The following is a 24633-nucleotide window of genomic DNA, read 5'->3' on the forward strand; positions in this document are numbered from 1 at the left end:
CTTAATGCTTTCGCGAAAAATTTGAACCCAGTTTGCACGGGTGCAGGCAAACCCATCTGGCAGGTTTTCACAAGTTTCTGGCACTTTTCAGCAAGGATATAGCAACGCAAAGGCATAGTTACCTCGTGTTGTCGGGTCAGCACCTTGTGGGGATGAGGGTAGAGCTCCGGTCGTCTCAGACTAGCGATCGGTGGCTCCCCGGCACGTTTCATCTGAAAACCTACGTGTCGCATTGCGGATTTTACCCTTCAATGGCACGGTCCGGTTGTGGCGAAATTGATCTGGTATCCAATGCAAGACCGGGCGATCTCAGATGTGGGAACCGAGCAGAACCTCATCGTTTTTGATGGAGAATGCGTGCTGTGTTCTCGGTTTTTCAGGTTCATGCTGTGGGCTGACACAAAGAAGCGGTTCAAGTTTGTAATTGCCCAGTCCCCCATAGGACAAAGCCTTTACCGGCAACTCGGCCTGCCCACCGACGAGTTTGAAACCAATCTTGTGATCGTTGACGGTGTTGTGCATCAGCGCTTGGATGCTTTTGCTGCTGCAATGCGCAGCTTACCCGCTTTGTGGCCTGTTCTGTCGGCCTGTCGATTTCTTCCGCGGTTTTTGAAGGATCCGCTTTATCATTTCATCGCGCGCCACCGATTAGCATTCTTTGGACGGTTCGAAACGTGCCTGGTTCCGGATTCATCCCTGAAAGCGCGGTTCTTCCCCGGAGGGTATGCGTGAGGCCGGACCCATTTCTGCAGGCCCTTCCAGCCAATTCTGAGGTGCCGGATGCGGTTCGAAAATTCCACAGTGAAACGGCAGAGTTTACAGGACTTTGCAGCATCCAAAGAGGAACCGGGTGGTTGACCTCTTTGTCATTGTGGTTGGGTGGGTTTCCCCCCGCTGCAGATATTCAGACGGTCCGCATTCGAACCAAACTCACTGGCCAGGAATGGGAATGGCTCAGGGATTTTGGCGGGCATGAGACGCTGTCTCATCTGGTCTACGACGCAGACAGGCGGTGCGTGAAAGAGAGGATCGGAGGGCTGACCATCTGGATGCGCCCACAGGTTCGAGGTCAAAAGCTGCATTTGAACATCCTGCGCCTCACTCTATTGTGGGTGCCATGCCCAAACTTTCTTTTACCGCGTTCGGCGACGGTGGAATGGCAGGATGATCAAGGCCGGTTTCGGTTCGATGTTTCGGCAGAAATGCCGATGTTGGGTCAACTGATCAGATATCGGGGCTGGCTGATGCCGGTTCACGTAAATAGGAACAATGCCTGAATTGAACGTGAGGTGGCTTTGCCATGGCCTCCTGCAATCTACTTTAATATTTATCAAGAAACATGAGAGAGTAGCATTATGAAAAAAGTGATCACATCTGCGGTTCTGGCCGCCGCCACGTTGTTTGAACCGGGGGCGGTGACAGCAGCACCAAACGGTTTTCAGACTGTTGCAGTAAACGACAAAGTGTTTGAGGTGATCCCGCGCGCGCGTAGGGATGTGGATGGCTATTGGTGCGCTGCTGCAGATTTTGCTCGTCGCAGCTTGGGGGCAGGGTGGCAGCAGAATATCTATGTTGTGCGTGGATATGGCCCAAGCGAAGCCACCGGTCGCCGCACGGCGGTCCAATTCTCGTTGACCCCTCCAGCAAATGTCGAGCAGAGCACAAGCTTTGTTTCCATTGGTTTCCAGCCGGGGCAGAGCAGGTCCGTCCAGAACGCGAATGGCCTGTGTTTCCGGCAGCCAATTTTTGATTAAAGAAGGTAAGACCCGCGTTTTGCAGACCGAGTTTATAATTTCAACGCAGGGGCCGGGGCTGTATGAGTTCACCTCGGGTATACGAGACTGGCTTGCCCCAAGCGGTCGCGACGGATTGTTGACCCTGTTTGTGCGCCATACCTCGTGTTCTCTGGCCATTCAGGAAAATGCGGACCCCGAGGTGCGGACGGATTTGCAGGCCTTTTTCGAACGTCTAGTGCCACCGGCGGATGATCCGTCGATGGCGTATTTAAGGCACACCTATGAGGGGCCAGACGATATGCCAGCACATATCAAAGCTGCGTTGCTGCCTGTGTCCTTGGGCATTCCTGTCGCCGCAGGGGTGCCCATGCTGGGGACATGGCAGGGCGTTTATCTGTTTGAACACCGGACCCAATCACACAACCGACGCGTCGCTGCGCATTTCGCGTGACCCCTTTATTTAGCGGTAAAAATTTCCGACTACCCAAATCCTAGAGGCTGCCCTATAGTTGTGGATAAGTGGGCCACAGCGCTTACTAAAAGAGGCGGAACAAGAGACGAGGAGACGGCGGATGCGCTGCCCGTTTTGCGGAAATATCGACACTCAGGTCAAAGATTCACGCCCGGCAGAGGATCATGTCGCGATCCGCAGGCGCCGTTTCTGCCCGGCTTGCGGCGGACGGTTCACCACCTATGAACGCGTTCAGTTACGCGATCTGGTTGTGATCAAAACCAATGGAAAACGCGAGGATTTCGATCGAGACAAGCTGGAACGGTCGATCCGTATCTCGATGCAGAAACGCCCGATTGATCCGGAACGCATTGATCAGATGATCTCGGGTATTGTGCGACGGCTGGAAAGCATGGGCGATACCGACATTCCGTCCAGCAAGATCGGTGAAATTGTTATGGAAGCTCTGGCGCGGATCGACACCGTTGCCTATGTTCGGTTTGCAAGCGTGTATAAGAATTTCCAGGCGGCCGATGATTTCGAGGAGTTTGTCCACGAACTGCGCCCGCCGCAGCCTTCGACGGACGAGTGAGCGAAACAGATAAGCGATATATGGCGCTGGCCCTTGCCTTGGGGCGGCGCGGACAGGGGACGTGCTGGCCCAACCCATCCGTTGGCTGCGTACTCGTACAGGACGGGCGGATTGTTGGGCGTGGTTGGACGCAACCTGGTGGTCGGCCACATGCGGAAACCGAAGCGTTAAGACAGGCGGGATCGCAGGCGCGTGGCGCGACTGCTTATGTCTCGCTTGAACCCTGCGCCCATCACGGACAGACCCCGCCTTGCGCTCAGGCCTTGATTGAGGCCGGTGTGGCGCGTGTTGTTTCAGCCATCGAAGACAGTGATCCGCGTGTTGCCGGGCAGGGCTTTGCCATGCTGCGCGAGGCTGGGATTGACGTGACAACCGGTGTTCTTGCGGATCAGGCGGCCCGCGACCACGCCGGTTTCTTTCTAAAGACCGAACAGGGCCGGCCATTTGTCACGCTTAAACTGGCCAGCAGTTTTGACGGGCGCATTGCGACCGAAAGCGGCCATAGTCAGTGGATTACGGGTCAGACCTCGCGGCGGGCTGTTCATGCCATGCGGGCAACGCATGATGCTGTTATGGTTGGGGCAGGTACGGCGCGCGTAGACGACCCCTCTCTGACAGTTCGGGATCTTGGGATTGAACGTCAGCCTGTGCGCGTCGTCGTTTCGCGCCATCTGGATATCCCGTTGATGGGTCAACTGGCACGCACCGCCTCGAAAATTCCGGTGTGGTTGTGCCATGGACCGTCACCGGATGCCGAACGTGCAAAAGCGTGGGAAGGACTGGGCGCAAGGCTTATCCCCTGCGCGTTACGCGATCATCACATTGATGCCGCTGACCTGTTGCTGCAGTTGGGGCAGGAGGGTTTGACCCGCGTCTTTTGCGAGGGCGGATCGTCCCTGGCTGCGTCGCTTTTGGTGGATGAACTGGTTGATGAGTTGATCGGCTTCAGTGCCGGGCTTGCGATTGGTGCCGAAGGTTTGCCTGCCATCGGGGCGCTTGGTATGGATCGACTGGATGAGGCCCCGCGGTTTGAGCTGCTGGAGACCCGCATCATCGGTCAGGACGTGATGCATCGCTGGGCGCGGGCATTGCGCTAACGGCGCCAGAGATGCGCCTGTGTTGCGAAAACGCCCTGTAGTTTCGAGAGCAGTCTAAGGCCGGGGCCAGATCGGCTCTGGTAGCCGTCTGTCAGCCTTTCCAATACCACTTCCGGAGGGCAGGGCATGCCGGTGACAGGGTCCATATACCTCGGGTAATCGATCAGTGCGGCATGGATCAATCCCAGCAGGGAGGGCCGTGCACCACGACGGGCGGGGACGGACCCCAAATCCTGCGTCAAACCCCAACCAGCATAAAAGGGTGCACCGAGCGTTGTGACCGGCAATCCGCGCATCAGGGCCTCGAACCCTAGCAGAGAGGTCATGGTCCAGACCTCCTGAACCTCACCCAACAATGCGGCGGGATCGGTGTTCGTGACGATCAGGTCTGCTAGCCCCTCAGCCTCGGCCTCACCTTCACGCAGGCCAGCTTCGACATCGGGATGCGGTTTATAGATCAGAACGGCGGTCGGGTTCATCTCGCGGGCCGTGCGCAGAAGTTCAGTATTGGTGCGAACGGTGCTGGTTCCAAACAGGATCGAGGCATCGTCCTCGACCTGTCCGGGCACCAGAATGCGGTGACCTTTTGGCAAGTCCGGAACCGGGCCGCCGGTGTTATATTTGCTAACCGCTCCAGCTATGATCTGTGTCACCAACCGCTCGGCCCGCAATTCCTGATCCGGCCGCAGGGTTTCACGCTTGGCGATCATCTCTTCCAGCCTGCTGGGTTTGGTCGGGTCGTAATAGATCCCAAGGTCATCCAGCGACAGCGACAGAGGCGGCACAAGGCTGGCCCCCAACCCACGGGACCGAACGAAGCCATCCTCGACCCGTGTGACCTTTTCCATATCACGGCCGTGCCGCGCCCAAACCATGTGGGGACGATCTGGGTTTTCGGGAACGTCAGGCGTGAATTTTACCTTTTTCTCGCGCCCAAACATGTGCTGCAGGTGCCTGCGTTTCCAAAGCCGCATCCCGGATGCCGTCCAGCCCTTGTGATCTTGTCGCCAGGCGCGGGTCAGACCTTCAAGCGTGTCCAGCACGGATTCGAATTCGCACAGCTGATCCCGATAGGGATCGTACCACTTGGGATAAAGAACCATGGTGGCGGCGAAGAGTTGCGCGCGCGTTAGGTTTCGTTGGCGTCTTGGGAAATGGGCTTCGTCTTGGGTAAGACCCCAACCGGCGTAAAACGGTTGGCCGAAGACGCGGGGTTTGTGACCGGCCAATATGGCCTCGAACCCAAGTTGCGAGGACAGGGTGTAGACGCCCACAGCGCCCTCTAACAAGGTCCAGGGGCTGATGGCGCTGTGCTGAAAGGATACGCGGTCGGTCAGATCATCGGCAGAGTAATATCCGGGCCGGTGCCCTGCGATCGTGTCGGGGTGGGTTTTGATCAGAACGGTCGCGCCGGGGTTCTCCTCTTGCGCCATAACCAGCATCTCGCGGAACCGGGCCTCATCGCCGCCGCTTGCCCTTACAGAAGCATCGTCGCGTGCTTGATCGACAACCAGGACATACCCTGGATCCGGCGCAGGGGTCGCGGGATCATAGGCGGAATACTTACTCAGATGCAGTTCGCGCAGCCGCGCCATCCCGCCACGTGCCCGGTTCAGCAGGGCCGTATTATCCAACGGGTCGGTCGCAAGAAGTGTTTCCAGATCCGAAGGCTGTGTTGGATCAAAATGCACACCGCTGCGATCAAGCAGCAGACCCAGCGGAGCCTCGCCACTGCGTCCTGAGTGCAGAGATCGCAGGAATGCATCCTCTACGCGCAAGATCGGAGCATTGTATTTGGTCGCTATTCGCAGTCCACGATGTGCCGTCGGGCTATTGCCCCAGATACCCACCAGATCCGACCCTTTGGGCGTGCCGATGCCGATATCATATCCGGTCAGTGACAGAATTCTCCGCACGCGCGCGGCTGTCAGAAATCCGCCATTATAGACCAAAAGACGACTGCGTTCGGCCTTGGCATACGTTCCTTGTGGAACGGAGGGCATCATCCGCCTGTCAGAGTCGTGACATTGGCAAGCGGGGTCAGGCCACCGGCGATCAACGAGATGGATTTGCTCCATTGCGCGTAAGGTGCTTCGGTGACGTAAATTGTGTCATCATCGCGGATGACAAAGTCACGGGCGATGAAAAGGCCATTGGGAGCTGTCAGGTTCAGCACGTAGATCATGCGCTGCTCTCCCTGCAGGTCCGGTTTTCCCATGACTGACCGGACAATGTCCTGCCGTTCCTTTCGTAGAACGAAAATACCGGTCGGGTCCGAAGACAGGGGCTGTAAGCCACCAACCTGTGCCAGCGCTTCCAGCGCGGACAGATCCTGACTGTCGAATGCCACGCGCGACTGACCGCCCGTCGCCCCCAAGGCGACATAGGACCGGTTGTCGGCTTCGACTAGAATGCGGTCGCCACCCCGCAGGGCAACGTCAAATTCCGGGTTGCGGAACAAGTCATTGTACCAGACCGTCCCTTTTTGATTGCCTCGGATCAGTGTCACCAGGGCGATATCGGACCCTTCGATCACGCCGCCAGCCCGTGTCAGCATTCCGGCCAGTGTGCGGGTTGGTCGTTCGATCGGATAGATCCCGGGTGCGGACAGGGTGCCCGATAGTGAGACGGTTGATCCGTCCCCGGCGATACGGCGCACTTCGACCTGAGGATCAGGGGTCTGGTCCTGGAGCTTTTCCGTGATCAACATGCGAAGCTGTTCCGGCGTGTTTCCGGCTGCGCGCAGGCGCCCGGCATAGGGAACAAAGATGAAGCCCTCGCTGTCGACCTGTACCTCTTCCAGGGATGTTGAGGCACCGGTCTCTCCGGATAACAGCCCGTCATCCACGTTTTCCCAGATTGTCAGGCCCAGTACATCACCCGGACGAACCGTGTCGGCGGTCAGGTTCTGAGCGCTACGGAAGGTTTGCGAGAACCCGTATTGAGGCACTGCGGACGTGACCTGCGCCACCCGGTCGTCAACCTCAACAACATAGGCGTTTCCACCTTTCGTGGTCGAACCGGCAAGGATTTCGGATTTGTTTGGGCCAGTTTTAGGTAGTTGGCACGCGGCCAGCAGGCCAAGAGCGGCCACAAGGGTTACACCCCGTCCCCATCGGATTGGAAAGCGCTGCACTGCCGAATATCCTCGAACGTCTTGGTTTTGGTCTTTTGTTTCCAGCAGCGTACTTGTTTCCAACTGCAATCGCCAGCATCAAGAGGGGTGATTTACTCAACGATCCTCAACTGTGGCGTCCGCGCCTCTTTGTCGGTCAGCACGGATTGGTAGGGATCTTTCGCCCTTAGCATCATATCCACGGCGCGCCTAAGCAACTGTCGCCGCCCACGGCGTGAATAAAACCCGCCGGGGACCTGACTGGTTTCAAGCAGAAAACGCCTATAGCTTTGATAGGCTTCGGTATCGGGGATATCTGGATTGGAAAAGAAATCAGTGATCGGTTGGCTGGAAACGAATTCGGGCTTGTCATAGACCGATTTGCCAAAGGCGCGCAGAGGAATGCCGCGCCACAATACCTGCTGACCCGCAGTTGAATTGATCGTCACGGCCGAGCTCGCTTCGTTGAGCAATGTGGCCAGTTTGCCCCCGGGTACATAATGGACCCGATCAGCGATACCCAGTGTTTTGGCCAGTTTGCGTGCCACCTGGCGCAATGGTTCCCGATGATTTTCCAGCGGGTGTTCTTTGATGACCAGATGATGGTGCGTTGGTGCGCCATTTGCAAAACCGTGCAGTACCTGCTCAAGAAACTCGGACATGCAGTCAAAGTCCGAGTGTGACTGAACCGAACTGTCATGTCCCAGTTGCAGCAATGCCAAGTGATAGGGAAACCCGCCCCGCCGGACCCGCTCCGTCGCCATTCGCCTCCGGATTCTGTGAAACGGCATCATTGCCAGCCGTTTGAAATACAGCCTGAACTCTTTCGAAACCGGTAGGTCACGGTGGGTTCGAAAATTGCGATACTTGCCGTTCAGGAACAGAACAAACCAATGATACAGCGCGCCATAGAAAATATGCTGTCGCATATCACCCCAATGCGTCGGAGGGGGCGGCATCGGCGCATCAGTACGCTCCAGCGCTCGCTGCATCTGGGTAACTTCCAGATTCATCAGATGCGAATTGCCATTCGTACCTGTGCGTTCGTAGGTGACCCACCAGGGCCTCAGATACCCTTCTTCGAAAACATGAACAGTGATCCCGTGGGCGCGGGCGATGCGGATGGCTTGGGCGTGGATTGGACGCGTATCGCCATACAGGACTATGTCTGTCACCTCGCGGCCGACAACCAGGTCAACAAATTTTACCGGCCAGTTCTCGGGTTTGCCAGCATAGGGAATAAAGCTGGCCTTATCAGACCAGAAAGCCTGATCCCCGGCGTTGAAACCCACGCGCCACACCTCGGAACCCGCTGCGCGCAGGATCTTACCAAGCGCGCCAAAAAACGGCCCGTGCGGTCCTTGCAGGAAAAGAAATACGCGTTTTTGCGCAGCGCCGTTGAGTGGTGACATTTCTGCTGCTCTTGTCGTTAGATGAGGAATTATGCCTGTTTGTCGTATTTGCGGCAACCTGGGGCTTGCCCGTAGGCGCGCTTACGCTTACCTCGACGGTGAGCGCTGGCATCAGGTTAGAAACAGAGGGTTAACGCAATGTTTACGGGGATCGTCACAGATATCGGCACCATCACCGAACTGGAGCAGCAAGGCGATCTGCGGGCGCGGATCAAAACCGCCTACAATACCCCGGGGATTGATATTGGTGCATCCATTGCCAGCGACGGCGTTTGCCTGACAGTCATCGCATTGGGCGAAGACTGGTATGATGTGCAAATCAGCGCGGAAACCGTTTCGAAAACCAATCTGGATCGCTGGACCGTCGGCAAACGTGTCAATCTGGAACGCGCGCTGAAGGTCGGAGATGAGTTGGGCGGTCATATCGTGTCTGGTCATGTTGATGGCGTCGCAGAAGTGGTCGCCGTTCTGGACGAGGGCGACAGCACGCGGGTAACCTTGCGCGCACCCAAAGATCTGGCCCGCTTCATTGCGCCCAAGGGATCAGTTGCGCTGAACGGTACTTCTTTGACCGTAAACGATGTGGACGGGTGCGATTTTGGTATCAACTTCATTCCGCACACCAAAGAGGTGACGACCTGGGGGGATGTCGGCATCGGCGACCGGGTCAATCTTGAGATCGACACGCTGGCTCGCTATGTCGCGCGCCTAGCTGAAATGTCATAGTCCACAACTCAACGTCGCGTCTGACCGGAACGGTGCCGCATGCGGTCTGGTCTTTGACCGCGCGGTGGTCTATCCACCCGGTCAAACTTGGCATGTGAAAGGCTGCCCCATGAGCTTTGAAACTCCCGGACCGGTCGAGGCCCAGCTGCGCGCGGCAATCAGCCCGATCAAAGAGATCATCGACGAGGCGCGCAAAGGCCGGATGTATATCCTGGTTGATCACGAAGATCGCGAGAATGAGGGCGATCTGGTGATTGCCGCCGAGTTCGCTGATGCTGAGGCAATTAATTTCATGGCCACCCATGGTCGCGGCCTGATCTGCCTGCCAATGACGGCGGAACGGATTGACACGTTGGGTCTGCCTATGATGGCGGTGAACAACTCGTCACGTCATGAGACCGCGTTCACCGTGTCGATTGAAGCGCGCGAGGGAGTGTCGACTGGCATTTCCGCTGGTGACCGGGCGCTGACTGTGGCGACTGCGATCAACGAGCAAAACACGATGGCCCATATCGCCACGCCGGGTCACGTCTTCCCCTTGCGGGCCAAGCGGGGCGGGGTGCTGGTGCGCGCGGGCCATACCGAGGCCGCCGTTGATATCTCACGCCTGGCCGGGCTGAACCCTTCGGGTGTGATCTGCGAGATCATGAACCCTGACGGAACCATGGCGCGGCTGCCTGACCTGGTCGAATTCGCCAAGGAACACGGGTTGAAGATCGGCACGATCAGCGACTTGATCGCCTACCGGTCGCGCAATGACAATCTGGTGGTTGAGACATCTCGGGAAACCGTCACATCCGAATATGGCGGCGATTGGGAAATGCGGATTTTCACCGATCAGACTCATGGCATCGAACATGTCGTGATGGTCAAGGGTGACATCACCACGCCCGAGCCGGTTTTGACCCGGACCCATGCGCTGCACGAGGCGCCCGACATTCTGGGTCTTGGCCCGAAATCCTCACGTGAGCTGCCGCGCGCGATGGAAAAGATTGCGGATGAAGGGCGCGGTGTGGTCTGTCTGTTCCGCCAACCGCGCAACTCGCTCTATGCGGCTGAAGATGAGGGCCCACGCACCATCAAACAAACCGGTCTGGGGGCGCAGATCCTGTCCAAGATGGGGATCCAGGAACTTGTGCTGCTGACCGACTCGCCGGAAACCGTTTATCTCGGGCTCGACGCTTTTGGCCTGTCCATTGTCGGGACCCGTTCAATCCTCAGGGAGGACTGATTGTGGCTGAACAAGACAAACACGGCGTGTTGCCGACACCGAGTTTCGACAAACCCGTCAAGCTGTTGATCGTTATGGCCCCGTTCTATCGTGCCATCGCTGACAATTTGGTGGCTGGCGCAAAGGCCGAGATCGAAGGGGCAGGCGGCACCTGTGATGTGGTCGAAGTGCCCGGCGCCTTGGAAATCCCGACGGCTATCGCCATGGCAGACCGTCAGTGCAATTTTGACGGCTATGTCGCGCTGGGCTGTGTCATTCGCGGAGAGACCACGCATTACGAAACCGTCTGCAACGACTCCAGCCGTGCCATCCAACTGATGGGTCTGCAGGGGCTGTGCATCGGCAACGGTATCCTGACAGTCGAGAATGACGATCAGGCCGAAGTGCGCGCCAATCCGGAAAAAATGAATAAAGGGGGCGGGGCTGCCGCTGCGGCCTTGCATCTGATCGCGCTCAGCCGTAAGTGGGGCTCTTCCAAAAAGGGCGTCGGGTTCAAGCCGCCGTCCGAGTCCATCCTTGTGGCGGGCGACAGCAACGGACCCACAACAGCATGACCAAGACAGACGCGCCAAAACCGGCCAACCAGAAACGCCTGATGAAATCCGCCGCTCGGCTCTATGCCGTGCAGGCGCTGTTCCAGATGGAGCAATCGGGTCAGACAACCGATCAGGTTGTGACCGAGTTTCTGGATCACCGCTTTGGCGCCGTCTATGAGGGCGAGGAAATGCTGGACGGCGATATTCGCCTGTTCCGCAAGCTGGTTGAAGATGCGGTCAATTATCAGGCGCCGATCGATCAGATGACCGATCGCGCTTTGGTTGCCAAATGGCCGATTGCCCGGATCGACCCGACCCTGCGTGCGGCCTTCCGGGCCGCCGGAGCAGAGCTGACACAGAACGACACACCGCCCAAGGTGGTCATCACTGAATTCGTCGATGTGGCGCGGGCCTTCTTCCCCGAAGGTAAAGAGACAAAATTTGTCAACGCAGTGCTGGATCACATGGCGCACGAGGCCAAGCCCGAGGCGTTCTGACGCGTTTACACGGATCAAATATGCGTTAAACTGAATATTATAGCGCAATGAGGTCCGCCATGCCCAAACTGATCCGTTTGTATATCACGCAAGTGGCCTGGGGCTTTGCCATCTCGGCAATTTTTGTCGGGGTGCTTCTGGCCCTGAACGTCGCCAACCTGCGTCATCTGATTACTGGTTCTGATATCGGTCTGGTTGCTCTGGCGATGATCTGGTTCATGAACGGGATCGTCTTTGCCGGTGTACAGTTTGCCTATGCCATTATGAGCATGGCCGAAAAACCCGGCGGTCCGCGCGGCGGAACGCCGGTTTCTGTCAGGCTAAAGCCTGCCTTGATCAAACAAGAGGCACGTACTGGGCGTTAAGACAGGTGACACGCCGGCTGAGGTGGACGCAGAGCTTGCCCGCCGTAATTGGTAGGTCAGGGCGTCAGTTTTAGTCTGACTGCGTTGTGACTTTTGTCTGACAGGGTTCGGGTCATTCGGCAGACAAGGCGACCCCCTCCACGGTAACCCTGTGCATCAATCGTCGAAATCCATGATAGTCATTGACCGCTTTGTGCCATGTGGCCCGATTGTCCCAGATGGTCATGTCGCCTGTTTGCCAACGAATGCGGCATTGGAACTCGGGTTGCTGGCAGTGGTCATATAGCATTGCAAGGATGGCTGCTGATTCATCGGCGCTCAGGCCTTCGATATGGGTCGTGAACACTGGATTCACATAAATACCACGCCGCCCGCTGAGGGGGTGTTTTATGATCACAGGATGTCGCGCGTCTTGGGTGGCTGCCTGTGCATTGCTTAGCCGACCACTTTGCGCCGCTTCACTGTCCTGTGTGCTTGTTCCAAAAACGTGCCGAGAGGAATGAACCGCCCAGAGCCCATCCAGAAAGCTCCGCATGGTAGGTGACAGCGCCTCATAAGCCGCACCCATCGAGACGAACAGCGTGTCGCCTCCAAAGGGCGGGGTTTCCAAAGCATGCAGGATAGACCCCATCGCCGGCATTTGGTCGTAGGAATGATCGGTATGCCAGCCCTCTCCGATGGCCTCTTTCTGATCCTTTTCCTTCAGCACCATAGCGATTTCTGGATGCCCATCGACCGGCCTGAAGAAGCGGTTGATGTTGATCGCGCCAAAGCGTTGGGCAAACGCCAGATGCTCATCCGGGCCGACATCCTGCGCTCTGAGTACGATGACAGAGTGCTGAGCAAAGGCCGTATGAATGGCGTCGAACTGGCTGCCGTCTCGGATATCGGCGCCGATGATCTCTGCGCCCACACCGCCGGTAAGTGGTCTGATGTCCATCTGCTTTCTCCCTGAGTTTCAAACGCAGGGTAACGCATTGCTAAAGGTCGAAAAAACTGATTTAAAATTTGAAAAAAGAAGATTTTATTGATGATACGTTTCACTTTGCGCCAGTTGTCGTTCTTTGCCGAGACGGCGCGATGTGGCGGTATCGCGCAGGCAGCCAGGAACCTGAATGTTTCGGCCGCCGCTATTTCATCGGCAATCGACAAACTCGAAGATGTCACTGGTTTGACGTTGTTTGACCGCTTTCCCGCACGCGGGATGAGGTTGACCCGCGATGGCGCAGCCTTTTTGACGGATTCCGAAGCGTTGCTGATGCAAGCAGGCGCGCTCGGCAATCGGGCCGCTGTGATGGCTGAGGGTAAAACAGGGTCTATTGTGATCGGGACACACTATGCAATTGCGCAGAAGATCATTCTACCAGCTGTTCTGGCTTTTCGCCAAAGCCATCCCGGTATCCGCATCGAGGTTGTTGAGGATGATTTCCCAAACCTCGTTGCTGCGCTGGATGCGGGCGAGTTGGACGCGCTTGTGGTGTTTGATCAAGGGTTTGATCCCCAACGTCATCACGTTGAAGTACTTAAAGAACTGGCGCCTCTGGTTTTACTTCCGGCCTCCCACCCTATGGCGCATGCCGACAGCGTACAGCTTGAGCAGCTGACAGGCTTGCCCTACATTGCAGTGTCGCGTTCCGGTCCGGGTCCAAGCTATCTTGACCTGTTGCAGGCCGCCGGGCTTGATCCAGAAGTGCCGCTGACCTCGCAATCACGAGAGTTGGTGCATGCCTATGTTGGCAAAGGGCTTGGGTTCACGCTGGTTGGTTTTCCGCCAGAGGCGAGCCGCACGATAGAAGGCGATGCGGTCGTCGCGCGTCCGCTGGCACAGGATATCGGGTATTTCAATGTTGTGATTGTGCAGCCCCGCGCCATTCGGAAACCCGAACCCGTAAAAGCATTTCTTGATGCCTGTCTGCTCCAGGTATGATTAGCGCGATCTGGCCCGCAGGTCAGAACTCAGAGCTCGTAAATCCGGCTATTTCCTGCCGGAGTTTGGATCGAGTGTGGCGGGACCACCAGTCAACCGTGCGGTTTGATTCCCGAGGACCTGTATGTACAGGTGGGCGCCAGGTAATCAGGCCAGGACCTGAACAGAGCCAGCCCCCTCGGAATTGCTTAAGGCCACCAGAATGCTACCAGTCACAAGAAGGGCAGAACCCGCCACGGGCCTAAGTAGGGCGTCCGGCGGGTTCGCACAAGGGGTCAGGCGTCAACAGTTTCGTGTAAGGCCACGCGCATCTTGCCGAAATGCTCGTCCCAGCCATTGTCCAGCGCCAGGATCAGGCCAAAGGCATCGGCACCTTGCGGCAGACCTTCGTGCAACAGATCAAGGCGTGTACCGCCCGCAACCGGTTCCAGCGTCCATTTTACGATGCTGACTGCGTCGCCCATTGGCTTAACCGTAAACGAATACTCCAGATATGACGGCGGGCGCGCTTCGCGGACTTCTCCCCAGATCAGAAGGTCGCCACTGGTCGTTCCGAACATCTCAAGCTTTTGGCCCTGCGCCAGGGGGCGTTCGGGTTTGTGAAACCATTCCGCCAACCGGTCGGGTTCGGTCAGATAGGCCCAGACGGTCTCGGGCTCGGCCCTCAGGAAGATGGATTTCCTTAGAACGGCATCAGTCATTATGATTTCCTTTCAACAGCTTCTTTAAGAGAGTTAAGGTGTTCATCCCAAAATTGATCAAAGTAGCTGAGCCAATCCAGAACAGGGGCCATACCTTTTGGTTCGAGTCGGTTTATGCGTTCCCGGCCACGGGCTTCGACGGCAATCAGGCCGCCATCCGAGAGCACGGTCAGGTGTTTCTTGACTGCCGCGCGGGTCATGTCGAAGCGATCAGTCAACTGTGCAATCGTCATGTCCTGCAGTGCCAGAATCTGCACAATGTCCCTGCGGGTAGGGTCAGCCAGAGCGCGGAACGCGTTTTGAGTTTGATTTTCCATATGCAACCTAAAGAGATACCATTTGGTTTCACATTAATGCGATACCAAATGGTACTATGTCAAGTCGTATGGGCTCACTTTACATTTGTTCACTAATTGTTCACATTTGGGATATGACATTGGACCTGCAACCCGGACAAAGACTTGCACGTGGCGTCGCCCGTCACCTGACGGCGCATGGCTTTGTATCCGTTGAGGAATTCGTGCCTATACGCGGACTGCGGGTTGATGTGATGGGGCTGGGTCCTAAGGGTGAGCTTTGGGTGATCGAATGTAAATCAAGCCGCGCTGATTTCCAGTCGGATTCCAAATGGCATGGTTATTTGGAGTGGTGTGATCGATTCTTCTGGGCAGTGGATACGGAGTTTCCGACCGAGCTGTTGCCTGCCGAGACCGGGTTGATCATTGCCGATGCTTATGACGCCGAGATCGTGCGTATGGCACCAGAGGACAAGATAGCTCCGGCCCGGCGGAAGAAGATGATCCAGAAATTTGCCACAGATGCAGCCCGGCGCTTGCAGTCCCTGAGAGATCCCAGAATCTGATAGGTTAGCTTTTTACCGCCCGTGCGGCATGCGCAGCAGCACGGAGTTCATCGGCAATCTCTTCGGCTTCTTCCGGATCGAAATCCATTGGAATTTCAAGGTTTTCCGCTTCGATGAATAGGCGCACCATCCCCTGATCTGTTGGTCCGATCTGCAAATTCGCCTGAATGTCACTTTCGGTATTGATGCTCATGTGTGCCTCCGGGGATGAGAGTTCGTGCTAGCGCGCAAAGGCTTGAGAATCAAGTTACCTTTGCGTTCAAATAGGGGATGCACTCTATTCAGATCAGACCCTTTGAAGCTTTGGACGCGCCGTGGTTGGTGGCTGTGCATGATCTTTTGTATTCACGAGACGAAGGTTTTGACGACTCTTTTGCCGTGTTGGTGAAAGAAATCCTCGACGATTTCATCTCGGACCATGATGCCAAGCGCGAGCGTGGCTGGATAGCCGAATGTGACGGTAAACCTTTGGGCAGTATTTTCTGCGTTGCCCTGAGTGAAACGACCGCAAAACTGCGCTTGTTCTTGCTGTTGCCCGAAGCGCGTGGGATGGGCCTGGGAAAGCGGATGCTGGAGAGCTGCATGGGCTTTGCTCGCGGCGCCGGTTACACTGAAATGAGGCTGTGGACGCATGAAAGCCACAAGGCTGCCTGTGCGCTTTATGGGTCCACTGGGTGGCAGTTGATGGATAGCAAACCGGTCCATTCCTTCGGGGTTGATCTGGTCGAACAAAGCTGGAAAATTCAGCTTTAATCCTCTTGCATTCCGTGAACGCGTTCGGTACATCGCCCTTCACAAGTGCCGCCTTAGCTCAGTTGGTTAGAGCGCTGGATTGTGGATCCAGAGGTCCCCTGTTCAAGCCAGGGAGGCGGTACCATCTCCCCGATTGTCAGAAAATTCCCAAGCTAGTTCGGCCCCTAAGCCACCGCGCAAATCGAAGGGCTGCCTTCACTCAAAACGGTACCGATTATTATTTGAGAAATTGTCTTTTCCGGGGATTGCAGCGGCTGCATCCCCGGTAGGTTCTTAGCGTGCCAGATTCAGGCGAAAGCGCATTTTTGTTTTTCGTTCCGCAGGTAAATGACGGTTCAGATGCTTGTTCACCAGGCCGAACCCCCCAACGATCACAAGCGTCAGTAAGATGAAATAGAAGGCAAGGATTGGATAGGCGACAAAGGGGTTGAACGTCTTGTCCGCGAAATAGCTTGCGTAATACAGCGCATCGCCTCGTTGCTGCCAGGCGGGGAAGGCCGAGAAGAACACCAGCGTGGTGGCATGGAACAGAAAGATCGCCTCATTCGTGTAGGCGGGCCAGGCAAGCCGCAGCATGGTGGGCCAGACGATCCGCCGGAAGCGAGACCAGCCGGACATGCCATAAGCATCTGCAGCCTCGGTATCGCCCTTGGGAATGGATCGGAGCGCGCCAAAGAAAATTTCGGCTGAATAGGCGGCTGTGTTCAGAAACAGAACGATCAGAGCCCCTATCCAGGCCGACGTCAGAGAATCGAACATCGGATAGGATTTCTTCAGCGACAGGAAGAAGAAATAGGCAAAGAAAAACTGAATGAACAGCGGCGAACCTCGAAAGATGAAAATGAACCATTCCGAAGGTTTGCGCAGCCAGAAACTGGGTGAAGCTTTGCCAAGCGCCAGTGCTGTGGCCAGGAAAAATCCGGTCGCAAGCGCCATGACTCCGAAATAGATATTCCAGATCATACCAGACCCGATCAGGGTAAAGTGCTCACATAAGGTAAAGTCGGATTTTGGCAGCAGGCGCTCGCCATATCCAAGAGATCGCAGGCCGTAGTCCTGAATGGTCTGCAAGCAGCTCATGCGGTGGTCTCCTTGCGCAGCAATTCTCCGGCGGCGGTGGCCTGTCCGTGCGAGAGCCGACGCATCAGGCGTTCAAGCCCGATCTCGGACATACGGGTGAAGCCAAGGTAGAAAACCAGCAGGAACAGGAAATACCACATGCGCCAGTCACCGTGTGGGTATTGCGTAAACTTCGGAGTCTTGGTGCTGCCCAGTTCGCGGGCCCAGTACACGATATCTTCGATGCCCAGAAGGAACAGCAACGGCGTGGCCTTGATCAGAACCATCCAGAGATTGCTGAGACCGGGCAGGGCATAAACCCACATCTGAGGCACAAGGATTTTCCAGAATGTCTGGCGGCGGGACATCCCATAGGCTTCGGCGGTTTCCAGCTGTGTATAGGGTACGGCCCGCATGCCGCCGAACAGAACATTGGCGGCGAAAGCACCGAAAACAATAGAGAAAGTGATGACAGCCAGAAAGAACCCATAGGTTTCGTGCACCCATTCCGGCGAGGTGCCCAGTGGCAGTTTGGCAGATTGGCAGACGATAAAGTCGTTGCCCTGTCGGATCGAATCCGTCCAGTCCGGGCAGAGAATTTGATGCCGCGTCCATTCGAATGCCTGATCCAAAGCAATCACGAAGAACATGAAAAAGGCGATATCCGGCACGCCGCGCACGATGGCGATATAACCCTTACCCAGCCAACTGACCGGCAGAACGTGCGAACGGGCAGCCATGGCCCCGACGAACCCGAAACCCAGCGCTACGGGCGCCGTCACGGCAAGCAGGGCCAGTACCTTGAGGAAGGACAGGTAAAAGGACCAATGCACACCATTGGTCAGATAGCACGAGAACCAACGGAAGGTTCCCAGCGTGTCGGGATCAGTGCAGAACGAAAAAATGGCGGGCCTCTTCAGGTGGTAAAGGCGCTAGGGCGGCGCGCCCGTAGACTGGGGCACGCCGCCGGATCAGAATTAGAAGGTCGAAGACACTTCCCATTTGGTGATCAGCTCGTTCAGGCTGCCGTCATCCTTCATGGATTGGATGGCTGCGTTGAGCTTTTCTTTCAGCTCACCGTCGGATTCACGGACGCCAATGCCGACGCCACCACCCAGCGGAACCTCATCGGCCACAAAGCGCAGATCTGCGTCTTCGTCGACGATCGGGGCAAGGAAGGATTTGTCGGCCAGAACCGCATCGGCCTCACCGTTGCGTACGGCAGCGATGGTTTCCTCGGGGCTGGCGAACTCGACCAGGGTCGCGCCGGATTCGGCGATATAGCCAGCCTGAATGGTGCCAGTTTGTGCGGCGACCACACCACCTGCAACATCGGCGTCATCCGACATTGCTACATAGGCGGAGGGATCCGGCGGTGTGTAGTTCTGGGTAAAGTCGATGACCTCGTCACGCTCGTCGGTGATCGACATACCAGCGATGATCACGTCGTAGTTGCCCGAGACCAGGTTCGGAATGATCGAATCCCAGTCGTTCTTGACCCACTCGCAGGTCAGGTCTGCGCGTTTGCACAGCTCGTCGCCCAGCTCGCGCTCAAAGCCGTCGATCTCACCTGCGTCATTGACGAAGTTCCAAGGTGCATAGGCGCCCTCGGTCCCCATCCGGATGGTGTCTGCCATAGCCATGCCTGCGCTCAGCGCAAGGGCCGCAGTGGTCAGGATCAGTTTTTTCATTGGATACTCCCCAGTTTTGGTTCTGATCTGAAGTTATGCCGCCTGAGTGGCGGAAAGAAAGCCCTGAAGCCGTGGAGATTCAGGGGTAGTAAAGAGATCTTCAGGCAGGCCTTCTTCTTCGATGAGGCCCTGGTGAAGGAAAACGACATGGCTAGAGATATCAGCGGCCATTTTCATGTCGTGGGTCACAATGATCATGGTGCGGCCTTCTGCAGCCAGGTCTTTGATCACCTTGATCACTTCTTGTTCCAATTCGGGGTCCAGCGCCGACGTGGGCTCGTCAAACAAAAGCGCCTCGGGCTCCATGCACAGCCCCCGCGCGATCGCGGCACGCTGTTGCTGGCCACCAGACAACTGTGCGGGGTAGGCGTCGCATTTGTCGCCAATACCAACTTTTTCAAGGTATCTGCGTGCGCTGTCTTCAACTTCTTTTTTGTCACGGCCCAATACCGTTACAGGTGCTTCCATCACGTTCTGCAGGATGGTCAAATGAGCCCACAGGTTGAACTGTTGGAAAACCATCGACAGGTTTGTGCGAATGCGCAGAACCTGTTTTGCATCTGCAGGCCGGCGCGTGTGGCTGTTACCGGACCAACGAACAGGTTCACCCTTGAAAAGGATTTCGCCCTGCTGGCTGTCTTCCAACAGGTTGCAACACCGCAATAAAGTGGATTTCCCAGACCCCGAGGACCCGATCAAAGATACAACATCGCCCCGTCTGGCAGTGATATCCACGCCCTTCAGCACTTCCAGATTGCCGAAACTCTTGTGTAGGTTCTTGATCTCAATGACGGGAGTTGAATCTGTCACGGTTGGTCCAGGTGTTATTGGTGTTGGTGCGGTACTAGGGCTTAAAAATCAGATCAATGCAATGCGCAAATGACAGAGTAAGCGGGTGATTCCGTCAATTTGACGAAGCGTTCTGGTCAATTTGATCATGAATTATCCATCGCAGTTTACAATTTCGACGGATTTGGGACGCGCAGATAATCTTTGGCAGGAATTGAGATCAGGTCATGCAGGTGCAGAAGGTTCCGATCTTGCGGTGACATAGTTAGAATCGCGTTGCGAACAGCGCGTGCGATCTGAGCGGCGTCCTGATCCTTCGCTGTGATATAAGGTAGCGCGGGGGTTGGGGTTGTTTCGGCGACCTCATGCAGAGCTTCTGGAAGGTCGGAATGGACCTTCAGCATCTCCCATGTCAGCGCATCCAGCGCGGCATAATCGGCGCGGCCCTCGAAAATGGCTTGAGCAGACAGCGCATGACCACCGGATTGCAGAACCGACGATGGTGTTCGGTGGTATCGTTCAAGGTGAACCATTGGGGCGGCCCATCCGGATTGCGACAGCGGTTCATTATAGGCAAAAACACCATCGGCCAATTCATCAAGATCGCGGGGGTCGTGGCGGCGGGCTACAAAAACCGACCGGTAATGGCCAGGTGGGCAGCCAGGCAACGCGTAGTCCGGCGTTCCAACCAACTGCACCTTGCCATGCAGCCGGGTGCGATAGGGCATGCCGCAGGTCTGGGCAAAAACCAGATCCGGGTCCAACCAGACATCCCAGACATCCCGGTCTCGGTTTAGGTTTGCGGGGCCATAGCCAAGGTAATCCCGAATCGATGCCCAAAACCGATCATTCGCAGGGCGCAGCGCAGACATGTCGTACATGCCCAGCATGGCTATCAAGATTTGGCAGCCTTTTGACGGGCCATTGCAGAATCGACATCACTGATGCCCAGCAGGCTGACGACCAGTCGCAGTAAGGAGTCCTCTTCACCCGTGCGGTGCCCATCCGCCAGAGCGACCGACCACAAGGCCTGAACGACTGCCAGGCGGTCGTCATAGGCAACGGCCTCTTTGATTGCGCGAGTGAACCGTACGGTGTCCGGTGCTTCGGCCTCAAGATCTTCGGCGCGGGCGCGCAGGCCGGCGGCTTCGAACGGGGATAGGTCATAGCGTTCAACCGAAATCCGGTCGATTCGCGCCATTTCACTGTCGGCATAGTCGTTGTCAGATCGGGCAACGCGCACCAGCAGGGCCGTCAAGGCCAGTCGAGCATCGTCATCGGTGAAAGGGGCGGGCTGAGGCTGGGTCAGTCGAGACAGAAAATCACTAAACATGAGACAGGTATAGAGAGGCCTTACGCCTCTTCCAAGCGTCTTTGCACACGCTTTCTGGCGGTCTTGCTGTCGTTAAAGCTCAGACCCATGGCGATGCGGGCTTCTTCGACGATTTTCATCTCGCCCTCATCTGTATTCCCGTCGGCAAGAACCACCTCCCAGAGGGCATCCAAAGCGGCCAAGCGCTCGTGCAGGTCCGTGGTTTCCCGGATCAGCTTACCGAACGTGTCCGTTTCCGGTGCGGCTGCGTGCAGCTTCTCGCAGGTGGCGCGGACCTTTGCGGCTTCGATCGCGTTATGTTGATAAAGTCGGGCGAGGATACGGTCGATCAGGCTGATCTCTTCCAGCTTATAATCCCTGTCCGCTTGTGCAACGCGCACCATAAGCGCCCCGAGTGCAAGTTCAGCGTCTGGGTCGGGCAGATTGTCGTGTTGTGGCGGGCGGAAAGCCTGAAAGAGTTTTTTCAACATGGTCAGAGATTATTCCATATTTGATAACCCGCCAAGCACGGACTATCGCGCAAGGCTCAGAATGATCAAAAGACCGCCTGCTAGAGCCGGATAGCGCGCTGGGTCAGAGTACCTTTCGCGCTTCGTCTTGCAGCCAGGCCAGCATTTTCCGATAGGGTACAGGGCCATAGCTTATACGCGCGACTCCCAGCCCAGCCAAAGTGGCGGTGTCCGGTGTGCCGGGTAATGCTATGATATTTAGCGGCAGGTCGATTGACTCTACCAACCGGGCAATCATGGCCTGATCCCGTAGGCCGGGGGCGAAGTATCCGCTGGCCCCTGCATCTGAATAGGCTTGTGCTCGGACCATTGCCTCTTCCAGCATCGCATCATCATGGGTTTCGGGCTGCGCCTTCAGGAAAATGTCGGTCCGCGCGTTGATAAACGCAGGAACACCCGCCGCATCGCAACCTTCGCGCATCGCGCTGACACGGGCGGCCTGAGTTTCAATATCGTACAACTCATTTGATCCGATGATCTGGTCTTCGAAGTTGAAGCCGACAACGCCGGATTCAAGGGCCAGCCTGACATTGGCAGAGATACCCTGAGCATCAGCCGCATACGCACCTTCGAAATCCAGAGTAACCGGAAGATCAACGGATTCGACAATCCGGCGAGCATTGTCCAGCGCGGCCTGCATCGGGATGTTTTGGCCGTCGCTGAACCCTTGTGCCATCGCAACAGGAGCGCTTCCAGTGGCAATGGCTTGGGCGCCAGCGTCGCGCACGGCACCGGCACTGCCAGCATCCCAGATATTGTACAGGATAACCGGTTCGCCCTTTTTGTGCAGGGCCGCGAATGTCAGTGCATTGGTGATCTGATCGGTCATGGCCGGTCTCCTATCTCTGAGTTGCGGACAGTTAACCGTGCAAAGGGTCAGCGCGTACAGTCTTTTCGCGCTGACCGATACAATCTGCTTTCGTGCCTGGTGTCAGACCAGACGCGAGGTGTCCTTGGCTGCGCGCACAAAGTCGCGGAACAAAGGATGCGGGTCGAACGGCTTGGATTTCAGCTCGGGGTGGTACTGGACCCCAATGAACCAAGGATGATCCGACCACTCGACGATTTCTGGCAACCGCCCGTCGGGGGACATGCCTGAGAAATTGAGACCGGCTTTTTCCAGCTTGTCGCGGTATTTGATGTCCACTTCATAGCGGTGGCGGTGGCGCTCCTCGATGGCGGTACCGCCATAGACTTCGGCCACTTTTGACCCTTCGGCCAGAACCGCGTCATAGGCGCCCAGGCGCATGGTGCCGCCCTTGTCATCACCGACTTTGCGTTCGACCTTGTGATTGCCCTGCACCCATTCTTTCAGGTGATAGACCACCGGTTCGAACCGCTTTTTACCGGATTCATGGTCGAATTCCTCGGACCCGGCCTCTTTGATGCCAGCGGCATTTCGCGCGGCCTCAATTACGGCCATCTGCATGCCCAGGCAGATGCCCAGGTAGGGCACCTTATGTTCGCGGGCATATTGCGCAGCCTTGATTTTGCCTTCGGTACCGCGCTCACCGAATCCGCCGGGCACGAGGATCGCGTGGAAGCCTTCCAGATGCGGGGCGGCCTCTTCGGTATCGAATACCTCGGCATCGACCCATTCGACCTTGACGCGGACACGGTTGGCCATCCCGCCATGGGTCAGCGCCTCGGCTATCGACTTATAGGCGTCTTCCAACTGGGTGTACTTACCGACGATGGCGACCTTCACTTCGCCCTCGGCGTTGTGGATGCGATCACTGACGTCTTCCCATTTGGTCAGATCGGGCTTGGGGGCAGGGCTGATCTGGAAGGCATCCAGAACTGCCTGATCCAGTCCCTCGCGGTGATAGGCGAGCGGAGCATCGTAGATGGTGCTGAGGTCCTGCGCAGCAATCACGCTATCGGGGCGGACGTTACAGAACAAAGCCAGTTTTTCACGTTCCTTGGTCGGGATCGGGCCTTCGGACCGGCAGACCAGAATGTCGGGGGCGAGACCGATCGAACGCAGCTCTTTTACCGAGTGCTGGGTCGGCTTGGTTTTCAATTCGCCCGAGGCTTTGATGTAGGGCAGCAGGGTCAAGTGCATGAACAGGCATTGGCCGCGTGGTTTGTCCTGGCTGAATTGGCGGATGGCCTCAAAGAAGGGCAGGCCTTCGATATCGCCCACGGTGCCGCCGATCTCGCACAGCATGAAATCGACTTCATCCTCGCCTATGGCGATGAAATCCTTGATCTCATTGGTGACGTGCGGGATCACCTGAATGGTTTTGCCCAGGTAATCGCCGCGGCGTTCTTTTTCCAACACGTTGGAATAAATCCGCCCGGAACTGACCGAGTCGGTTTTGCGCGCGGCTACGCCGGTAAAACGTTCGTAATGGCCAAGGTCCAGATCGGTTTCTGCCCCGTCATCTGTAACGAACACTTCGCCATGTTCAAAAGGCGACATGGTGCCCGGATCGACATTCAGATAGGGGTCCAGCTTGCGCAGACGCACCGAATATCCGCGGGCCTGCAACAGCGCGCCCAAAGCCGCCGAAGCCAATCCTTTGCCCAAGGATGAAACCACACCACCAGTGATGAAAATAAAACGCGCCATGTTTTTCGGCTGCTCCCCGTGAGACGTCAATATCAGCTGCCCGGCGGTTCAAGAAAAACCGCTGCATCACGGGACTTCACGTATAAAGGATTCGCGCCAATAGCGCAAGAGAACCGCAAGATGCTGTTGCAGTTCTCTTTTCGGTTTCTAGGTTTTGTGTGTCAGTTGGCCTGCGGGATCAAAGGCGCGTTGTCACCCTGTGCCGGAGGCAACAGGTCATCCGCCGACGGAATTGCCGGTGTGCTTTCTTCGGTCGCGGCCGGTGCCTGTGTCCCAATCCGGTCAAGCACAGAGCTGCCCGAGGATTTTTGTGCCGCCAGAATGGTCAGCGTGATCGAAGTGACGATAAAGCACGCGGCTAAAATCCAGGTCACCTTGCCCAATGCTGTTGCAGCCGACCGGCCAGCCATGGCACCGCCTCCGCCGCCACCCATGCCAAGGCCGCCGCCTTCGGACCGCTGCATCAGGACGACGGCGATCAGGCCCAAAGCCAGAAGAAGATGGATAATGAGAACGACGTTTTCCATGGTGGTCCTGTACAGCGTGGCGTATATCGCGAGGTACTTATGCAAGTTTGGTTCCGGGGGCAAGTCACGAGTTACCATCACGCCAAGTGATCTTCGGGATCACAGCAAAGAGACTGGACAGGCAAGGGGATGGTAAAGCAGGCTGCGAC

General features: G+C 56.7%; 31 protein-coding genes and 1 tRNA gene. 15 read left to right on the forward strand and 17 right to left on the reverse strand.

Features of this window, described 5'->3' with window-relative positions; genetic code table 11:
- Nucleotides 1-384 precede the first annotated feature (384 nt).
- The 6 genes from AC2FH6_RS00085 (at nucleotide 385) to ribD (ending at nucleotide 3876) form a co-directional block, all read left to right on the forward strand.
- A complete protein-coding gene (locus AC2FH6_RS00085) occupies nucleotides 385-732 on the forward strand; it encodes a thiol-disulfide oxidoreductase DCC family protein (RefSeq protein ID WP_496701492.1) in 348 nt (115 codons plus the stop codon).
- Nucleotides 733-773: 41 nt separating this feature from the next.
- The gene (locus AC2FH6_RS00090; protein ID WP_496701494.1) at nucleotides 774-1277 is read left to right on the forward strand and encodes a DUF4166 domain-containing protein; all 504 of its coding nucleotides are present in this window, start codon (nucleotides 774-776) and stop codon (nucleotides 1275-1277) included.
- Between the two features lie 78 nt (nucleotides 1278-1355).
- On the forward strand, nucleotides 1356-1754 hold the full coding sequence (locus tag AC2FH6_RS00095) for a hypothetical protein (protein WP_142634653.1): 399 nt from the start codon (nucleotides 1356-1358) through the stop codon (nucleotides 1752-1754).
- Nucleotides 1755-1773: 19 nt separating this feature from the next.
- Nucleotides 1774-2187 carry a secondary thiamine-phosphate synthase enzyme YjbQ gene (locus AC2FH6_RS00100; RefSeq protein WP_142635160.1) on the forward strand — a complete coding sequence of 138 codons (414 nt, stop codon included), beginning with the start codon at nucleotides 1774-1776 and terminating at the stop codon, nucleotides 2185-2187.
- A gap of 121 nt (nucleotides 2188-2308) precedes the next feature.
- Nucleotides 2309-2779 (forward strand): transcriptional regulator NrdR, encoded by a 471-nt coding sequence (nrdR, locus tag AC2FH6_RS00105; RefSeq protein WP_142634651.1) that lies wholly within the window; start codon nucleotides 2309-2311, stop codon nucleotides 2777-2779.
- On the forward strand, nucleotides 2776-3876 hold the full coding sequence (ribD, locus tag AC2FH6_RS00110; protein ID WP_496700006.1) for a bifunctional diaminohydroxyphosphoribosylaminopyrimidine deaminase/5-amino-6-(5-phosphoribosylamino)uracil reductase RibD: 1101 nt from the start codon (nucleotides 2776-2778) through the stop codon (nucleotides 3874-3876). The genes nrdR and ribD overlap by 4 nt, the downstream gene beginning before the upstream one ends.
- Here ribD and AC2FH6_RS00115 read toward each other — a convergent pair.
- The 3 genes from AC2FH6_RS00115 to AC2FH6_RS00125 all read right to left on the reverse strand — a co-directional run bounded on the left by AC2FH6_RS00115 (nucleotide 3873) and on the right by AC2FH6_RS00125 (nucleotide 8403).
- Complete coding sequence (locus tag AC2FH6_RS00115; protein WP_496701496.1) at nucleotides 3873-5879, reverse strand: capsule polysaccharide biogenesis protein; 2007 nt, start codon at nucleotides 5877-5879, stop codon at nucleotides 3873-3875. The two genes, ribD and AC2FH6_RS00115, sit on opposite strands and share 4 nt — an antisense overlap.
- Entirely contained in the window at nucleotides 5879-7012 is a 1134-nt protein-coding gene (locus AC2FH6_RS00120; RefSeq protein ID WP_142634645.1) for a polysaccharide biosynthesis/export family protein, read from the reverse strand. The genes AC2FH6_RS00115 and AC2FH6_RS00120 overlap by 1 nt, the downstream gene beginning before the upstream one ends.
- Nucleotides 7013-7104: 92 nt before the next feature.
- The gene (locus AC2FH6_RS00125) at nucleotides 7105-8403 is read right to left on the reverse strand and encodes a capsule polysaccharide biogenesis protein (RefSeq protein WP_496700651.1); all 1299 of its coding nucleotides are present in this window, start codon (nucleotides 8401-8403) and stop codon (nucleotides 7105-7107) included.
- A gap of 138 nt (nucleotides 8404-8541) precedes the next feature.
- Between AC2FH6_RS00125 and AC2FH6_RS00130 the strand changes: the two genes are divergently transcribed.
- The 5 genes from AC2FH6_RS00130 (at nucleotide 8542) to AC2FH6_RS00150 (ending at nucleotide 11758) form a co-directional block, all read left to right on the forward strand.
- Nucleotides 8542-9129: a riboflavin synthase gene (locus AC2FH6_RS00130; RefSeq protein WP_142634640.1), complete on the forward strand. Its 588-nt coding sequence runs from the start codon at nucleotides 8542-8544 to the stop codon at nucleotides 9127-9129.
- Between the two features lie 109 nt (nucleotides 9130-9238).
- Entirely contained in the window at nucleotides 9239-10360 is a 1122-nt protein-coding gene (ribB, locus tag AC2FH6_RS00135) for a 3,4-dihydroxy-2-butanone-4-phosphate synthase (RefSeq protein WP_496690792.1), read from the forward strand.
- A 2-nt stretch (nucleotides 10361-10362) separates the two neighbouring features.
- A complete protein-coding gene (locus AC2FH6_RS00140; RefSeq protein ID WP_496700653.1) occupies nucleotides 10363-10914 on the forward strand; it encodes a 6,7-dimethyl-8-ribityllumazine synthase in 552 nt (183 codons plus the stop codon).
- Nucleotides 10911-11393 carry a transcription antitermination factor NusB gene (gene nusB / locus AC2FH6_RS00145; RefSeq protein ID WP_142634634.1) on the forward strand — a complete coding sequence of 161 codons (483 nt, stop codon included), beginning with the start codon at nucleotides 10911-10913 and terminating at the stop codon, nucleotides 11391-11393. Before AC2FH6_RS00140 ends, nusB begins: the two co-directional genes overlap by 4 nt.
- Nucleotides 11394-11452: 59 nt before the next feature.
- Complete coding sequence (locus AC2FH6_RS00150) at nucleotides 11453-11758, forward strand: hypothetical protein (RefSeq protein WP_142634632.1); 306 nt, start codon at nucleotides 11453-11455, stop codon at nucleotides 11756-11758.
- A 112-nt stretch (nucleotides 11759-11870) separates the two neighbouring features.
- Here AC2FH6_RS00150 and AC2FH6_RS00155 read toward each other — a convergent pair whose 3' ends face one another.
- Nucleotides 11871-12698 (reverse strand): TauD/TfdA dioxygenase family protein, encoded by an 828-nt coding sequence (locus tag AC2FH6_RS00155; protein ID WP_496700655.1) that lies wholly within the window; start codon nucleotides 12696-12698, stop codon nucleotides 11871-11873.
- Nucleotides 12699-12788: 90 nt separating this feature from the next.
- Between AC2FH6_RS00155 and AC2FH6_RS00160 the strand changes: the two genes are divergently transcribed.
- Entirely contained in the window at nucleotides 12789-13685 is an 897-nt protein-coding gene (locus AC2FH6_RS00160) for a LysR family transcriptional regulator (RefSeq protein WP_496700657.1), read from the forward strand.
- A 275-nt stretch (nucleotides 13686-13960) separates the two neighbouring features.
- Here the strand turns inward: AC2FH6_RS00160 and AC2FH6_RS00165 are convergent, their stop codons facing one another.
- Together AC2FH6_RS00165 and AC2FH6_RS00170 are read right to left on the reverse strand one after the other, a co-directional pair.
- Nucleotides 13961-14386 carry an SRPBCC family protein gene (locus tag AC2FH6_RS00165; RefSeq protein WP_496678221.1) on the reverse strand — a complete coding sequence of 142 codons (426 nt, stop codon included), beginning with the start codon at nucleotides 14384-14386 and terminating at the stop codon, nucleotides 13961-13963.
- The gene (locus tag AC2FH6_RS00170; protein WP_496700659.1) at nucleotides 14386-14703 is read right to left on the reverse strand and encodes an ArsR/SmtB family transcription factor; all 318 of its coding nucleotides are present in this window, start codon (nucleotides 14701-14703) and stop codon (nucleotides 14386-14388) included. Before AC2FH6_RS00170 ends, AC2FH6_RS00165 begins: the two co-directional genes overlap by 1 nt.
- Before the next feature lie 113 nt (nucleotides 14704-14816).
- Here AC2FH6_RS00170 and AC2FH6_RS00175 point away from each other — a divergent pair, with 113 nt between their 5' ends.
- Complete coding sequence (locus tag AC2FH6_RS00175) at nucleotides 14817-15248, forward strand: MmcB family DNA repair protein (protein WP_496690788.1); 432 nt, start codon at nucleotides 14817-14819, stop codon at nucleotides 15246-15248.
- 4 nt (nucleotides 15249-15252) lie between these two features.
- Here AC2FH6_RS00175 and AC2FH6_RS00180 read toward each other — a convergent pair whose 3' ends face one another.
- Nucleotides 15253-15441 carry a DUF6324 family protein gene (locus AC2FH6_RS00180; protein WP_142634620.1) on the reverse strand — a complete coding sequence of 63 codons (189 nt, stop codon included), beginning with the start codon at nucleotides 15439-15441 and terminating at the stop codon, nucleotides 15253-15255.
- A gap of 77 nt (nucleotides 15442-15518) precedes the next feature.
- Here AC2FH6_RS00180 and AC2FH6_RS00185 point away from each other — a divergent pair, with 77 nt between their 5' ends.
- Together AC2FH6_RS00185 and AC2FH6_RS00190 are read left to right on the forward strand one after the other, a co-directional pair.
- The gene (locus AC2FH6_RS00185) at nucleotides 15519-16001 is read left to right on the forward strand and encodes a GNAT family N-acetyltransferase (RefSeq protein ID WP_496690787.1); all 483 of its coding nucleotides are present in this window, start codon (nucleotides 15519-15521) and stop codon (nucleotides 15999-16001) included.
- A gap of 47 nt (nucleotides 16002-16048) precedes the next feature.
- Nucleotides 16049-16125 (forward strand) — tRNA-His (locus tag AC2FH6_RS00190).
- 149 nt (nucleotides 16126-16274) lie between these two features.
- Here AC2FH6_RS00190 and AC2FH6_RS00195 read toward each other — a convergent pair.
- The 10 genes from AC2FH6_RS00195 to secG form a co-directional block, all read right to left on the reverse strand.
- Complete coding sequence (locus tag AC2FH6_RS00195; protein WP_142634616.1) at nucleotides 16275-17081, reverse strand: ABC transporter permease; 807 nt, start codon at nucleotides 17079-17081, stop codon at nucleotides 16275-16277.
- Nucleotides 17078-17965: an ABC transporter permease gene (locus tag AC2FH6_RS00200; RefSeq protein ID WP_142635158.1), complete on the reverse strand. Its 888-nt coding sequence runs from the start codon at nucleotides 17963-17965 to the stop codon at nucleotides 17078-17080. The genes AC2FH6_RS00195 and AC2FH6_RS00200 overlap by 4 nt, the downstream gene beginning before the upstream one ends.
- 72 nt (nucleotides 17966-18037) lie before the next feature.
- Nucleotides 18038-18751 carry a transporter substrate-binding domain-containing protein gene (locus tag AC2FH6_RS00205; protein WP_271946303.1) on the reverse strand — a complete coding sequence of 238 codons (714 nt, stop codon included), beginning with the start codon at nucleotides 18749-18751 and terminating at the stop codon, nucleotides 18038-18040.
- A 33-nt stretch (nucleotides 18752-18784) separates the two neighbouring features.
- Nucleotides 18785-19561 (reverse strand): ABC transporter ATP-binding protein, encoded by a 777-nt coding sequence (locus tag AC2FH6_RS00210; protein ID WP_271946306.1) that lies wholly within the window; start codon nucleotides 19559-19561, stop codon nucleotides 18785-18787.
- A gap of 146 nt (nucleotides 19562-19707) precedes the next feature.
- The gene (locus AC2FH6_RS00215) at nucleotides 19708-20430 is read right to left on the reverse strand and encodes a phosphate/phosphite/phosphonate ABC transporter substrate-binding protein (RefSeq protein ID WP_496701498.1); all 723 of its coding nucleotides are present in this window, start codon (nucleotides 20428-20430) and stop codon (nucleotides 19708-19710) included.
- Between the two features lie 5 nt (nucleotides 20431-20435).
- Entirely contained in the window at nucleotides 20436-20873 is a 438-nt protein-coding gene (locus AC2FH6_RS00220; RefSeq protein ID WP_142634608.1) for a tellurite resistance TerB family protein, read from the reverse strand.
- A 20-nt stretch (nucleotides 20874-20893) separates the two neighbouring features.
- Nucleotides 20894-21343 (reverse strand): tellurite resistance TerB family protein, encoded by a 450-nt coding sequence (locus tag AC2FH6_RS00225; RefSeq protein ID WP_142634606.1) that lies wholly within the window; start codon nucleotides 21341-21343, stop codon nucleotides 20894-20896.
- Between the two features lie 103 nt (nucleotides 21344-21446).
- Complete coding sequence (locus AC2FH6_RS00230; protein WP_496690785.1) at nucleotides 21447-22211, reverse strand: isocitrate lyase/PEP mutase family protein; 765 nt, start codon at nucleotides 22209-22211, stop codon at nucleotides 21447-21449.
- Between the two features lie 102 nt (nucleotides 22212-22313).
- Nucleotides 22314-23957, reverse strand: a complete 1644-nt coding sequence (gene pyrG / locus AC2FH6_RS00235) for a CTP synthase (RefSeq protein WP_142634602.1) — start codon at nucleotides 23955-23957, stop codon at nucleotides 22314-22316.
- Nucleotides 23958-24118: 161 nt separating this feature from the next.
- The gene (gene secG / locus AC2FH6_RS00240) at nucleotides 24119-24484 is read right to left on the reverse strand and encodes a preprotein translocase subunit SecG (protein ID WP_142634600.1); all 366 of its coding nucleotides are present in this window, start codon (nucleotides 24482-24484) and stop codon (nucleotides 24119-24121) included.
- Nucleotides 24485-24633: the final 149 nt, after the last annotated feature.

This window comes from Ruegeria sp. CDSC045 (assembly GCF_059610725.1).